Below are 12908 nucleotides of genomic sequence, written 5' to 3' on the forward strand. Positions count from 1 at the left end.
GGCGAAAGGGGCGTCAACGGTAAAAGGCGTGAATAAAGTGTCGCAGGGCGATTTTCTACGGCAAGATTATTCTGCCTGGCGGCGGTCTCGGGGAAGGATCACAGTCTCGTGCGCGCTCAGCGCCGCGGCACCGCGGCAGCGCCGGGCAGGGTGATCTGCGCCACCTGCTCTGCAATCGGATCGGTCGACAACGGGTGCGGATCGGCGCTGAAGGCATTCGGGTCGGCCAGTTCTGTCCAATGCCCGCCGGAATAGACTTCGAGCGGCGAGAACCGCGCCTTGTAGGCCATCTTCGGGCTGCCGGGCACCCAGTAGCCGAGGTAGACGTATGGCAGCCCGGCCTCGGCGGCGAGGCGGATATGGTCGAGAATGACATAGGTGCCGAGACTGTCGCCACGCCGGGCCGGATCGAAGAAGGAATAGACCATCGAGAGCCCGTCATCGAGCACGTCGGTGAGGCAGACGGCAGACAGCTCGCGCCCGTGCTGATGATCTTCCGACACGTTGGAATACTCGATCACCCGGCTTCGGATCGGGGTTTCCTCGACCATCGCGGCAAACTCGAACACGTCCATGTCGGCCATGCCGCCATCGGCGTGGCGATCGTCGAGGTAGGCGCGGAACAACTCGTATTGCTCCTCGGTGGCCCAGGGCGCGCGAGTGCGACGCATCAGGTGCGCGTTGCGCTTCTCGGTCCGGCGCTGGCTTTTCGTCGGCTCGAAATCGGCCACCCGGATGCGCGCCGAGAGACAGGCGGAACACTCGGCGCAGGAGGGCCGGTAGAGCACGTTTTGCGACCGGCGAAAGCCCTGCTTCGACAGCGTGTCGTTCAGCTCGTGCGCCTGCTCGCCCTGCAAGGCGGTGAACAGCTTGCGCTCCATCCGGCCCGCGAGATAGGGGCAGGGCTGCGGCGCGGTCACGTAAAACTGCGGGGCGAGCGGCAAGGTGTGGCGCATGGGGCGGCGTTCGGCTCTTGTTGGGCTCAGGTGGTGATCACATACTCGAGTGGCCGCAGCACGCGAGCGCCCGGCCACCCAAGCCTAGCACCCGTTTTCGTTTGCGCCAAGTGTTTGAGGGGCGCGAGGGTAAACCTGCGCGCCGCGCCGCTCAGGATGCTCAGGCGCGCGCCGTCATGTTGAGCGCGGCGGTGCCGAGGGCGTGGTCGGTGAGGCCTTGCGCGCGGGCCGAGGTGAGCATCAACACGATCGAGATGATCTGCGGCACCACCATCGACACCGACACCTGGTAGGCGATCGTGTGCAGCGCGGCGGTGGCGAGATCGAAGCGCTGGCCGTTGTGGGTGCGCATCTCGATCGCAACCAGCCGCATTCCCAGCGTGGCCGAGCGGTTGGCAAGGCTCACCGTGCGATAGACGAAGGCAACGACCAGGATCAGGAACCCGAAGAAGAAAAAGCCGAGACCCACGGTGAGGATCGCGATCAGGAAGGCGGTGAGAAAGATCAGCAGGGCATCGACGACCCAGGCGATCAGCCGCTTCACCGGCACATCGGCGTAGAACTCGGACTGGGTGTCGGGGTCGGGCAGGCCCCAAAGGGCGGTATCGGTCTGGGTCATGGCAATTGTCCGGGACAGGGAAAGGCGGCCCCGGTGTGGGGCCGCGAGGTGGGGTCAGGCCTTGGCTCCGTGGTCATCCGCGCCGGTTGCGTCCGGCGCGGCGTCAGGTTCGGTGTGGGCCTTGCGGGCGGTGAGGGCGCGCTCGTCCATGAACGCGTCGAACTCGCGCTGGTCTCGGGCGGTGCGCAACCGGGTCAGGAAAGCCTCGAAGCCCTGCTGTTCGGTCTCGAGCCGCCGCAGCGTGTCGGCGCGGTAGGCATCGAAGCTGGCATTGCCGCTCGAACGGTCGCGGGCTTCGGGGCCGAGGGCGCGCACCTGCGCGACGATCTCGTCGGCGTTGATCTGGGTGAAGTTCTGCGGCACGAACCCGCCGCGCCAGCCAAGGAGGGCGGCAAGCGCGACCCCGGCGGGCCAGAAGTGCACGAACGCCAGCGCAACCGCGGTAATCGCGAAGGCACCGTAGATCAGCGTCGACAATATCTGGACCGCGACCGGCATCCGCTCGGGGGCGGCGGCGCGGGGCGTGATGGCAGCAGGGGTCGCCGTGGCGTGCATCTCTCAAGTCTCCTCTGAAAAAGCCGGGCTCCCTCGCGGGAACCCGGCGGTTGGCTCAGGCCTGTTGCGCGTCGTCGTCACGATCTTGCGAGGTGTCGGCCTCGGTGCGGGACCGGCGGGCCATGTCGGCGCGCTCGTTCATGAACTCGTCGAACTCGCTCTGGTCCTTCGCCGCGCGCAGACGTTCGAGGAAGGATTCGAACTGTTCCTGCTCGTCCATCAACCGCTTCAGCGTGTCGGCCTTGTAGGCGTCGAAGGCGGTGTTGCCCGAGGGGCGGAAGCCGTGACGGCGATTGGTCCATTCGGCCTCGTGGGCGGTGCGGGTGTGGCTGCAACCTTTGTTGAACATGCGTTTGCTCCAGATCATGTAGGCGAGAAGGGCGAGGCCGATCGGCCAGAAGAAGATGAACCCGAGCACCATGACGGCGATCCAGGCACCTTTGCCACGGTCGTCGAGCCACGCCTCGGCGCGGCGAAACCAGCCTTCTCCCCCTGAGGGGTTGCGGGCTTCGATGTTGAGGGTGGCAGTCATCTATTTGCTCCTTTCGTGAACGATCTTGATGTGAATGCCTTTCACATCGAATAGATTGTCATCGTTGCCGCTGGTTTCAAGAAAAAATGTGAACATGTTTCACATTATTTTTGATTACATAGTAAAATCAGCAACTTGAGCGTCAGAAATCCGGACGATTTCGCGCGGATCAGCGGCGAAAACGTGACGCGGGGTGCCGGCTGCCGACCAGACATTGGCAAAATCCAGCAGCCGGGGATCGAGGAACGCCCGGATCTTGCGCAGGTGACCCACCGGGGCCACGCCGCCGATGGCAAAGCCGGTTTCGGCGCGGATCAACTGCGCGTCGGCCTTGCCAAGCGGCTCGCCGGCCAGCGCGCTGGCCTTGCCCTGGTCCACCCGGTTGCCGCCGGCGGTCAGGAACAGAACCACGTGGCCATCGGCCTCGCCGCGAAACACGATGGATTTCACGATCTGGTCGATCGCGCAGCCCGCCGCTGCGGCGGCGTCGGCAGCGGTGCGGGTGCCCTCGGCCATTTCGAGGATGTCGACCGCCACCCCGGCCTCGCGCAGGGCCTCCTCGACCCGCTTCAAGGATTTCGACTTTGCCATTTCCGCCCTTCACCGATTTGCGATCATGTAAGGCGTGTCATACGTCGTCGGCGCGCACCGGTCACCCGTGTTTGTCGTGGCATGTTCGACAAAGGTGGGAAAACCCGGTGGAATGATTGTGTCGGGCCGGGCAACACCAAGGAAGATGTGCTGGGTCTTGCCGGGCTCGATCTCGAACCAGTCGGGATCGTCGAAGGTTCCGGCATAAACACCGACCACATCGGGATATCGTTCAAAGGAAAGGTGCAACTTGGTTCCGCACTCCGGGCAGAAGTGCACCTGCACGATCTTGCCGCTGCCTTGGGAAACCTGTGAGAAGACTTTCGGGGTGCCCTTGATGATCCGAAACACGGATTTCTTGAAAATCGGCTCGACCATGTAAGCCCCGCCGGTCGCGCGCTGGCAGAACCGGCAATGACAGACCGTCACCCAGTCCGGGTTTCCGGTCGTCGCAAAGCGGAGCGCGCCGCCCAGGCAGCCGCCCTGTTGATCGGTCATGGCATATCCTCCGCAATCCGGTGTCGCGCTGCTGCCACGAGGTTAAGCCAGTTCGGCACATCCTCCAAATCCGGGGCGGCGTTCTTCGTCATGCAGGCGGAATTCGTTGCGGTTTTCACAACGGAAAAACGCCCCGCAGCGCCCCCGTCCGTGTCCATGTCTGCTTGACCCTCCGGTGGCCCCGGCGCAATCTCCGGCCATGAATTTTCCTGCGCGCATGACCCGTTGCCCCATTCCCTTCGACCGCGAACATGGTGCCGAGGCCGCGGCGCGCTTTGCCGATCTCGCGCCCGAACTTGTCGAGCTGCTGACCGGCGCGGCGGGGTGCAGCCCCTATCTCAAGGGCTTGATGGAACGCGAGGACGACTGGCTGCGCGCGGCCCTCGCGGGCACGCCGGAAGACGCGTTCGAAGCGGCCATCGCGCCCGAGGGCGAGGGCGATCCGGGCGATCCGCTGCGCCGGACCAAGCGCCGGGTGGCCCTGCTCACCGGGCTGGCCGATCTCGCCGGGGTCTGGTCGCTCGAAGAGGTCACCGGCGCGCTCACCCGGTTTGCCGATCTCGCCACCGACCGGGCGCTGAAGTATCACGTCGGCCGCGAGATCGCGCGCGGCAAGCTGCCCGGGGCCAGCGAGGACGATATCGCCACGGCGGGCGGCGCGGTGGCGCTGGCGATGGGCAAGATGGGGGCGGGGGAGCTGAACTATTCCTCCGACATCGACCTGATCATGCTGTTCGACGAAAGCCGCTACGCGCGCGACGATTTTCACGAGGCGCGTGCCAGCCTGATCCGCGCCACCCGCCGGATGAGCGCCACGCTCTCGGAGATGACGCGGGAGGGCTATGTCTTTCGCACCGATCTGCGCCTGCGCCCCGATCCGGCGGTGACGCCGGTGATCATGGCGATGGCGGCGGCGGAAACCTATTACGAGAGCCTCGGGCGCACCTGGGAGCGGGCGGCGCACATCAAGGCGCGCCCCGCGGCGGGCGATCTCGCGGCCGGTGAGGCCTATCTCGACCGGCTCACGCCCTTCGTCTGGCGCAAGCATCTCGATTTCGCCGCGATCCAGGACGCCCACGACATGCGCCTGCGCATCCGCGCGCACAAGGGGCTGGGCGGCCCGATCGCGCTGGAGGGCCACGACATCAAGCTCGGGCGCGGCGGTATCCGCGAGATCGAGTTCTTCACCCAGACCCGCCAGCTCATCTCCGGCGGGCGCGACCCCGCCCTGCGCCTGCGCGCCACCGTGCCCGGCCTCGCCGCGCTCGCCGGGGGCAACTGGGTGCCCGAGGACGTCGCCGAGGTGCTCACGATGCATTACCGCGGCCACCGCGAGATCGAGCACCGGGTGCAGATGGTGCGCGACGCCCAGACCCACAAGCTGCCCGGCACCCCCGAGGAGTTTCACCGGATCGTCAACATGTCGGGCGAGGATGACGTGGCGGCCTGGCGCACCCGGTTGCGCGAGGCGCTGGAGGAGGTGCACGGGCTGACCGAGGGGTTCTTTGCGCCCGAGGAACGGGTGACGGCGGTTCCGGTCTTGCACAGCGATGACGAGGAGATCGTCGACCGCTGGCGCAGCTACCCGGCCTGCCGCTCGGCCCGCGCGGCAGGGATTTTCGAGCGGTTGAAGCCGGAGATCCTGTCGCGGCTGCACAAGGCGGCGCGGCCGCGCGAGGCGCTGGTCCAGTTCGATGCCTTCCTGCGCGGGTTGCCCGCCGGGGTGCAGGTGTTTTCGCTGTTCGATTCGAACCCGGCGCTGGTCGATCTCATCGTCGATATCGCCGCCACCGCGCCCGCGCTCGCGGTCTATCTCGGGCACAACTCCCAGGTGCTCGACGCGGTGATCGGCGGCGATTTCTTTGCCGATTGGCCCGGGCTGCCCTGGCTGCGCGACGATCTCGCCGCCCGGCTCGACGAGATTGACAGCGATTACGAGGCCCAGCTCGACACCGCCCGGCGCTGGCTGAAGGAATGGCATTTCCGGGTCGGGGTGCATCACCTGCGCGGCCTGGTGACCGGGCGCGAGGCCGGGGCGCAGTATTCCGATCTGGCCGAAGCGGTGCTGGGCGCGCTCTGGCCGGTGGTGGTGACCCAGTTCGCCGCCAAGCACGGCCCCCCGCCGGGGCGTGGTGCGGTGCTGATCGGCATGGGCAGCCTCGGCGCGCGGACGATTTCCTCGACCTCCGACCTCGACCTGATCGTGATCTACGATCCCGACGGGGTCGACGAGTCCGACGGCCCGCGCCCGCTCGCCGCGCGGCCCTACTATGCCCGGCTGACGCAGGCGATGGTCACCGCGCTGACCGCGCCGATGCCGGAAGGCAAGCTCTACGAGGTCGACATGCGGCTCCGGCCCTCCGGCCGGCAGGGTCCGGTGGCCACGGCCCTCGACGCCTTCGCCGCCTACCAGCGCGACGAGGCCTGGACATGGGAGCACCTCGCGCTGACCCGCGCCCGCCCGGTGGCCGGCAAGATGGAGATCGGCACCGATGTCGAGGCGGTGCGCGCCGAGGTGCTCAAGCGGCCCCGCGACGCGGCGGAGACGATCCGCGACGTGGTCGAGATGCGCGCGCGCATTGCCGAGGCCAAGGGCGTGGGCGGACCGCTGGCCGCCAAGGTCGGCCCGGGCCGGTTGCAGGATATCGAACTGGTGGCGCAATGCGCCGCTGTTCTGGCGCAGGATTGCCCGCGTGACGTGGCGGGCCAGATCCGGAGGGGCGTCGAGATCGGCTGGCTCGCGGCGGCGGAGGCCGAGGCGATGCTCGCGGCCTATGATCTCTTGTGGCAGATGCAGGCGGCGGGCAAACTGCTCACCGAGAACGGGCTCGATCTTGCGCAGATCGGCACCGGCGGGCGCGAATTTCTCTTGCGGGAAACCGGCATGGACAGCGCCGAGGCGCTCACCCGCGCGGTGGACCGCAGCGCCGAGGCGGCGCGGCAGGCAATAGAGGCGGCGCTGGGGCGCTTGCCGGGGGAGGCATGAAGATGGATTACCACGAGTTCGATCCGCGCGGCTTGATCGCCGAGGCCTACAACATCGAGGGGATCGGCACGCCGGAGTGCCGGGCGATCTTTTTCGACTGGGCCCTGTCGCGCCCCGAAGGCAGCGAGGCCAGCGAGATCGAAGCGCTGCTCGCGGCCTATGGCGGAAAGGATCCCGACCACCCGATGAGCGCGGTGCTGCGCGACGGGCTCAGCGGAGCCGCGCGCCCGTCCGGGCGGCGTGGCGGCGCAAGGGGGCGTCGCCCAGACTGAGCGCCGGGCCCTAGCGCAAGAGCCTTTCCGCCGCCGCCGCGTCTTCGCGCGCCCATTGCAGCAGGCCGTCGCGAATGCCTTGGGCGGCACTCAGCCGCCACGACGGATCGGCAAGCTTGGCGCGGTCACGCTCGGAGGACAGAAAGCCCAGTTCGATCAGCGCCGACGGGATGTCGGGCGCTTTCAGAACCGAGAAGGCGGCGTGCAGGTGCGGGCGCTTGAAGGTCGATTGCGTGGCGCTGTGGATGCCCGCGATCAGCGCCTCCGCGAGCCGCTCGGCGCGCGGCGTGGTTTCGGTGCGCGCAAGGTCCATCAGCACCAAAGCCACCGCGTCGTCGGACGACGAAAGATCCACCCCGGCGAGAAGATCGGCGCGGTCGTGGCGTTCGGCGAGGGTGGCGGAGGCGAGGTCGGAGGCCTCGTCGGCCAGCGTGTAGACGGTGGCACCCTGGGCGTGGCCCTCGGCCAGCGCGTCGGCGTGGAGCGACAGGAACACGTCGGCCCCGGCCCTGCGCGCGATCGTCACCCGTTCTTCCAGCGGCACGAAGATGTCGTCGTCGCGGGTCAGCACCACGTCGAACAGACCCGCGCGCAACAGCACTTCCTCAAGCTCGCGTGCGAAGGTGAGCATCAGGTCGGCCTCGCGCAACCCGCCGCGTTCGGCGCCGGGGTCGATCCCGCCGTGGCCCGGATCGACCACCACCATCAGCCCGTGCGCGCCCTCCGGCCGCGCGCGCGGTGGCAGTCCAAGCCCGCGCGCCTCGTGAAACAGCGCGCTGTCCGGCGCGCCGGCACTGGCGGCGAAACTCGTGGCGTCGCTTGCGGTCAGCAAAAGCCGCACCCGCGCGCCGCCGTCTTGCGTGGCCATCTCGGCCTCGGTCACCGCCATCGGCCCCGCAAGCGCGATCACCATCCGCGACCAGCCGGGCCGGAAGGTGCCGACCGTGATCGTGTCGATCTGCTCGGCCTGCGTCGCCGCGACCTCCGCCCCGGCATTGCTCCAGTCGAGTTCTGAAAAGTCGACCACCACGCGCGGCGGGCCGTCGAGGGTGAAGACCCGCCACGGAACCGGCTGGGTGAGGCCCATTTCGATCTCGACCCGCCCGCGCCGCTCGGTCAATTCCAGACCGTCGCCGGTGAGCCGGGCCAGCCCGGACAGCGCCTGTTGCGCCCCGGCACCCGCGCTGCCGACGAGCCAGATCAAACCGAAAAGCAAGAGAAACTGCCGCATCGCCATGCCCTTTTTTCGCCCGACTATAGCCTGCCTGCAGCCCTTGCGCAGCCCCGCGCGGCGTAAACCGCCGCGCTCATCCCCGCGCGGCCATGAAGCGGGCGAGCCGGGCCAGCCCCTCCTCGATATCCGCGGTGGATCGGGCATAGGAAAACCGCAATGTGCCGTGGCCCCGCACCGGGTCGAAATCGAGCCCCGGCGTTACCGCCACGCCTGCTTCGCGCAGGATTTCGGCCGAGAAGGCGCGGCTGTCGTCGGTGAGGTGAGAGACATCGGCATAGACGTAGAAGGCACCATCCGGGGGCGCGATCCTGTCGAACCCGGCCTTTGGCAGACCCTCCAGCATCAATGCGCGGTTTTTTGCATAGACCGCGCGGTTGGCCTCCAGTTCCGCACCGCAATCGAGCGCGGCCAGCGCGGCCACCTGGCTGGCATGCGGCGGGCAGATGAACAGGTTCTGCGCGATCCGTTCGATCCGGCGGACGTGATCCTCGGGCACCACCATCCAGCCGACGCGCCAGCCGGTCATCGAGAAATACTTGGAAAACGAGTTGATCACATAGACATCGTCGGTGATCTCCAGCGCGCTCACCCCGCGCGCGCCGTAATGCAGACCGTGATATATCTCGTCGGATATGAGCGACATGCCGCGCGATTGCGTGGCCTCGACCAGCGCGGCAAGGGCGTTGTGCCCGAGCATCGTGCCGGTGGGATTGCCGGGGCTGGCGATCATCAGCCCGGCCAGCCCCTCGGGCAGATCCTCGGGCACCGGCTGGTATCGGTTCTGCGGGCTGGTCTGGATCCCCACCGGCGTGAAGCCGAGGGCGGAGAGGATCTGGCGGTAGGAGGGATAGCCCGGATCGCCCAAGCCCACCCGGTCGCCCGAATCGAACAGCGCGGTGAAGGCGAGCAGGAACGCACCCGAGGAGCCGGCGGTGACCACCACGCGGGCGGGATCGAGATCGACGCCATACCACTCGCCGTAGTGCCGGGCGATGCGGGCGCGCAACTCGGGCAGGCCGAGGGCCACGGTGTAGCCGAGCGGGCCCGCCTCCATCGCCGCCATCACCGCCCGGCGCGCGCCCTCGGGGGCGGGCGTGCCGGGCTGGCCCACTTCCATGTGAATGATGTGCCGGCCCGCCGTTTCCGCCTCGCGCGCCGCCTCCATCACGTCCATCACAATGAAGGGATCGACCTCTGATCGCCTTGATGCCCTCATGCCGCCCTCGCTAGTCTGTTTTGCAACCGGGGTGCCTCCTCGGGGGCGAAAGGTCAAGTCGTGACGCGGTCCAAGTGTCGCGCCCGGTTGTGCCCCGGCCCCGGTTGCGCCAATGTCCGGCCCAACGCGACCAGTTCAGATCGGAGCCATGATGACCCGCCGTTTCCTTCCCGCCCTCGCGCTTGCCGCCGGGCTCGCCGCCACCCCCGCGCTCGCCTTCGATATCGAGGCGCTGAGCGACGACGAGCGCAGCGCCTTTCGCGACGAGGTGCGGGCCTACCTGCTCGACAACCCCGACGTGATCATGGAAGCGATCGAGGTGCTGGAGCGCCGCCGCGCCGCCGAACAGGTCGCGGGCGACGCCGCGTTGGTCAAGACCAACGCCGAGGCGATCTTCAATGACGGCGTGTCCTTCGTCGGCGGCAACCCCGACGGCGATATCACCTTTGTCGAATTTGTCGACTACAAGTGCGGCTACTGCAAGAAGGCCTATCCCGAGCTTCAGGCCCTGATCGAGAACGACGGCAATATCCGCATCGTTTACAAGGAATTCCCGATCCTCGGCGAGGAGAGCATGATCGCCTCGCGCTTTGCCACCTCCGCGCTGCTGATCGGCGGCGATGAAGCCTATGAACCCCTGCACGACGCGATGATGACGATGCGCGGCAACGCCACGCCCGACAACCTCTCGGCTCTGGCCGACGATCTTGGCCTCAACGGTGCCGCGATCATCGAGGGCATGTCCGACCCGCAGGTCGACGCCATCATCTCCGACAACCACGCGCTGGCGCAGCGTCTGCAGATCACCGGCACGCCAACCTTCGTGATGGAAGACCAGCTCGTGCGCGGCTACGTGCCGCTTGGCGCGATGGAAGAAATCGTCGCGGAGCTGCGCGAAGCGAAGGAGTGAGGCGGCGGGGGGCAATCCCCCGGAGCTTCGAGCGGTTGGCGGCGGAGCGGGGCGCAACCGGGCGTGCCCGGGAATGCCGTGCGCCTTGCCGTCAATGCTCGCGGTCGCAAAGCCCATGGTCTGCCAGCGACGCCAAGACATAGCAATTGCCGGATCGCCCCCGGCCGTTGCATCCCCGCGTGATGCGAGACAGTTCCTTTTCGAGTGTCTTGAGCCGGGAAATCTTCGCGCGCACATTGGCAAGCTGCGAAACCGCAATATCCGTTGCCGTCTTGCAGGATTGGTCGGGATGTTCCTGAAGCTGGATCAGCGACGAAATGGCCTCGATGGAAAACCCCAGATCGCGCGCGTGACGGATGAAGCTCAATCGCTCCAGCCCTTCGGTGCCGTATCGCCGCTGGTTGCCCTTGGTTCGTTCCGGGGCAGCCAGAAGCCCCATCGCCTCGTAGTAGCGGATCGTCGGCACCTTGACATTCGTGCGCTTGGAGAGCTCGCCGATGGAATACATGAAGACCCCCTTGAACCTCTAGTCACTGGAGACATTACACTGGGACCAGTGAGTTTTGAAGGAGGTAGCCGATGCCCGGATGCTGCGAACAGGAGGCCAGGTTTGAAGGCCTTTCGGTTGACTACCGGCGGCGGCTCTGGATCGTCATCCTGTTGAACGCGACCATGTTCGTGGTCGAGATGACGGCCGGCCACCTGGCAAGTTCGCAGGCGCTGCAAGCCGATGCGCTCGATTTCGCAGGCGACGCGCTGACCTACGGGATATCGCTGGCGGTGATCGGGGCCTCGGTGCGCGCCCGGACCAATGCAGCCCTCGTCAAGGGCATCAGCCTGCTGCTGATGGGGCTCTGGGTGTTCGGCTCGACGGTTCATCGCGTGTTCTACGTCGGCGTGCCGACCGCTGAGATCATGGGGGCCGTCGGGTTTCTCGCGCTGCTGACGAACCTTGCCAGCGTGGGCCTTCTGTTGCGCTACAGGCAAGGCGATGCCAACGTGCGCTCGGTCTGGCTGTGCTCGCGAAACGATGCCATCGGCAACCTGGCGGTGATGGCGGCGGCGCTGGGTGTCTGGGGCACGGCAACCGGCTGGCCCGACCTGATCGTTGCGGCGATCATGGCGGGGCTTTTTTTGTCCTCCGCCTTCCTGATCGTGCGGCAGGCCCTGGCCGAACGGCGCGACATGCTCGGCCATACGCGCGGGCAGGGATAACCCGGATCGCCCCGGATCTCTCGCCACCGGGGCCACGTCGTCGCGCCCCCGGGGTGGTCTCCGGTCACCAGCCCTTGCCGAATGCCGCTTCAGGCGATGGACCCGCCGGCTATTCGGCGGCTTCCGATTCCGCAGCCGCGGCCGCCTCGATCTCGGCGGCGCGCTTCTCCACCAGCTCGACGATGTGATCCACCATCCCGGCGTTGTCCTGCTTGTGGTCCTGCTTTCCGGCGACGTAGACCATGCCGGACCCCGCGCCGCCGCCGGTGAAGCCGACGTCGGTCATCAGCGCCTCGCCGGGGCCGTTCACCACGCAGCCGATGATCGACAGGCTCATCGGGGTGTGGATATGGGCCAGCCGCTCTTCAAGGATCGCCACCGTCTTGATCACATCGAAGCCCTGCCGGGCGCAGGACGGGCAGGAGATGATGTTGACGCCGCGGTGGCGCAGCCCCAGCGATTTCAGGATCTCGAAGCCGACCTTGACCTCTTCCACCGGATCGGCGGAGAGGCTGACGCGGATGGTGTCGCCGATCCCGGCCCAGAGCAGGTTGCCCAGGCCCACCGCCGACTTGATCGTGCCGGAGACGAAACCGCCCGCCTCGGTGATCCCGAGGTGAATCGGCGCGTCTGTCGCGTCGGCGATCCCGTGGTAGGCGGCGGCGGCGAGAAACACGTCCGACGCCTTCACGCTGATCTTGTATTCATGAAAATCGTTGTCTTCGAGAATGCGGATATGGTCGAGCCCGCTTTCCACCATCGCCTCGGGGCAGGGTTCGCCGTATTTCTCGAGCAGGTGCTTCTCGAGGCTGCCGGCGTTCACGCCGATGCGGATCGAACAGCCGTGATCCTTGGCCGCACGGATCACCTCGCGCACACGCTCTTCCGAGCCGATATTGCCGGGGTTGATGCGCAGGCAGGCCGCGCCCGCCTCGGCCGCCTCGATCGCGCGTTTGTAGTGGAAATGGATGTCGGCCACGATCGGCACCGGGCTTTCGCGCACGATGTCTCTGAGTGCCTTCGTTGAAGCCTCGTCCGGGGTGGAGACGCGCACGATATCGGCCCCGGCGTCGGCCGCCGCCTGCACCTGCGCCACGGTGGCGGCGACATCGCAGGTGTCGGTGTTGGTCATCGTCTGCACCGCGATCGGTGCATCGCCGCCCACGGGCACGTTGCCCACCATGATCTGGCGCGACTTGCGGCGCTCGATATCACGCCAGGGTCGGATCGGGTTATGGGTCATCTCGGCCTCGCTCGCTTGCGGTTGGCCAAGGGATAACGCGGGGCCGGGGCGGCGACAAGGCAAGAGACGGTGATCGCGCCC

Annotated in this window: 14 protein-coding genes; 4 read left to right on the forward strand and 10 right to left on the reverse strand. The window is 67.2% G+C overall.

Annotated elements, in window-relative coordinates; translation table 11 throughout:
• Nucleotides 1–116: 116 nt before the first annotated feature.
• From B9Y97_RS15530 to B9Y97_RS15555, 6 genes are all read right to left on the reverse strand, one after another.
• Complete coding sequence (locus B9Y97_RS15530; protein WP_085527597.1) at nt 117–956, reverse strand: arginyltransferase; 840 nt, start codon at nt 954–956, stop codon at nt 117–119.
• 160 nt (nt 957–1116) lie between these two features.
• Entirely contained in the window at nt 1117–1575 is a 459-nt protein-coding gene (locus tag B9Y97_RS15535) for an RDD family protein (RefSeq protein ID WP_085527598.1), read from the reverse strand.
• Nucleotides 1576–1629: 54 nt separating this feature from the next.
• Nucleotides 1630–2130, reverse strand: a complete 501-nt coding sequence (locus tag B9Y97_RS15540) for a DUF2852 domain-containing protein (protein WP_085527599.1) — start codon at nt 2128–2130, stop codon at nt 1630–1632.
• A gap of 55 nt (nt 2131–2185) precedes the next feature.
• A complete protein-coding gene (locus B9Y97_RS15545) occupies nt 2186–2662 on the reverse strand; it encodes a DUF2852 domain-containing protein (protein WP_085527600.1) in 477 nt (158 codons plus the stop codon).
• Between the two features lie 114 nt (nt 2663–2776).
• Complete coding sequence (locus tag B9Y97_RS15550) at nt 2777–3253, reverse strand: YbaK/EbsC family protein (protein ID WP_085527601.1); 477 nt, start codon at nt 3251–3253, stop codon at nt 2777–2779.
• A 9-nt stretch (nt 3254–3262) separates the two neighbouring features.
• Nucleotides 3263–3751: a GFA family protein gene (locus tag B9Y97_RS15555; protein ID WP_085527602.1), complete on the reverse strand. Its 489-nt coding sequence runs from the start codon at nt 3749–3751 to the stop codon at nt 3263–3265.
• Between the two features lie 199 nt (nt 3752–3950).
• Here B9Y97_RS15555 and B9Y97_RS15560 point away from each other — a divergent pair, with 199 nt between their 5' ends.
• Nucleotides 3951–6737, forward strand: coding sequence for a [protein-PII] uridylyltransferase family protein (locus B9Y97_RS15560; RefSeq protein ID WP_085527603.1), 2787 nt, complete (start codon nt 3951–3953; stop codon nt 6735–6737).
• A complete protein-coding gene (locus B9Y97_RS15565) occupies nt 6734–7009 on the forward strand; it encodes a hypothetical protein (protein ID WP_085527604.1) in 276 nt (91 codons plus the stop codon). Before B9Y97_RS15560 ends, B9Y97_RS15565 begins: the two co-directional genes overlap by 4 nt.
• A gap of 10 nt (nt 7010–7019) precedes the next feature.
• Here B9Y97_RS15565 and B9Y97_RS15570 read toward each other — a convergent pair whose 3' ends face one another.
• Both B9Y97_RS15570 and B9Y97_RS15575 read right to left on the reverse strand, forming a co-directional pair.
• Complete coding sequence (locus B9Y97_RS15570; protein ID WP_085528301.1) at nt 7020–8240, reverse strand: N-acetylmuramoyl-L-alanine amidase; 1221 nt, start codon at nt 8238–8240, stop codon at nt 7020–7022.
• Nucleotides 8241–8316: 76 nt separating this feature from the next.
• On the reverse strand, nt 8317–9459 hold the full coding sequence (locus tag B9Y97_RS15575; RefSeq protein ID WP_085527605.1) for a pyridoxal phosphate-dependent aminotransferase: 1143 nt from the start codon (nt 9457–9459) through the stop codon (nt 8317–8319).
• 151 nt (nt 9460–9610) lie between these two features.
• Between B9Y97_RS15575 and B9Y97_RS15580 the strand changes: the two genes are divergently transcribed.
• Nucleotides 9611–10369 (forward strand): DsbA family protein, encoded by a 759-nt coding sequence (locus B9Y97_RS15580; RefSeq protein WP_139828345.1) that lies wholly within the window; start codon nt 9611–9613, stop codon nt 10367–10369.
• A gap of 91 nt (nt 10370–10460) precedes the next feature.
• Here B9Y97_RS15580 and B9Y97_RS15585 read toward each other — a convergent pair whose 3' ends face one another.
• The gene (locus B9Y97_RS15585; protein ID WP_085527607.1) at nt 10461–10877 is read right to left on the reverse strand and encodes a MerR family transcriptional regulator; all 417 of its coding nucleotides are present in this window, start codon (nt 10875–10877) and stop codon (nt 10461–10463) included.
• Between the two features lie 71 nt (nt 10878–10948).
• Here B9Y97_RS15585 and B9Y97_RS15590 point away from each other — a divergent pair, with 71 nt between their 5' ends.
• Nucleotides 10949–11584, forward strand: a complete 636-nt coding sequence (locus B9Y97_RS15590) for a cation efflux transmembrane domain-containing protein (protein ID WP_085527608.1) — start codon at nt 10949–10951, stop codon at nt 11582–11584.
• Between the two features lie 109 nt (nt 11585–11693).
• Here the strand turns inward: B9Y97_RS15590 and ispG are convergent, their stop codons facing one another.
• Nucleotides 11694–12827, reverse strand: coding sequence for a flavodoxin-dependent (E)-4-hydroxy-3-methylbut-2-enyl-diphosphate synthase (gene ispG / locus B9Y97_RS15595; RefSeq protein WP_085527609.1), 1134 nt, complete (start codon nt 12825–12827; stop codon nt 11694–11696).
• Nucleotides 12828–12908 lie beyond the last annotated feature (81 nt).

The sequence above is a fragment of the Maritimibacter sp. HL-12 genome (assembly GCF_900177545.1).
In the GTDB taxonomy this organism is placed as follows: domain Bacteria; phylum Pseudomonadota; class Alphaproteobacteria; order Rhodobacterales; family Rhodobacteraceae; genus Sinisalibacter.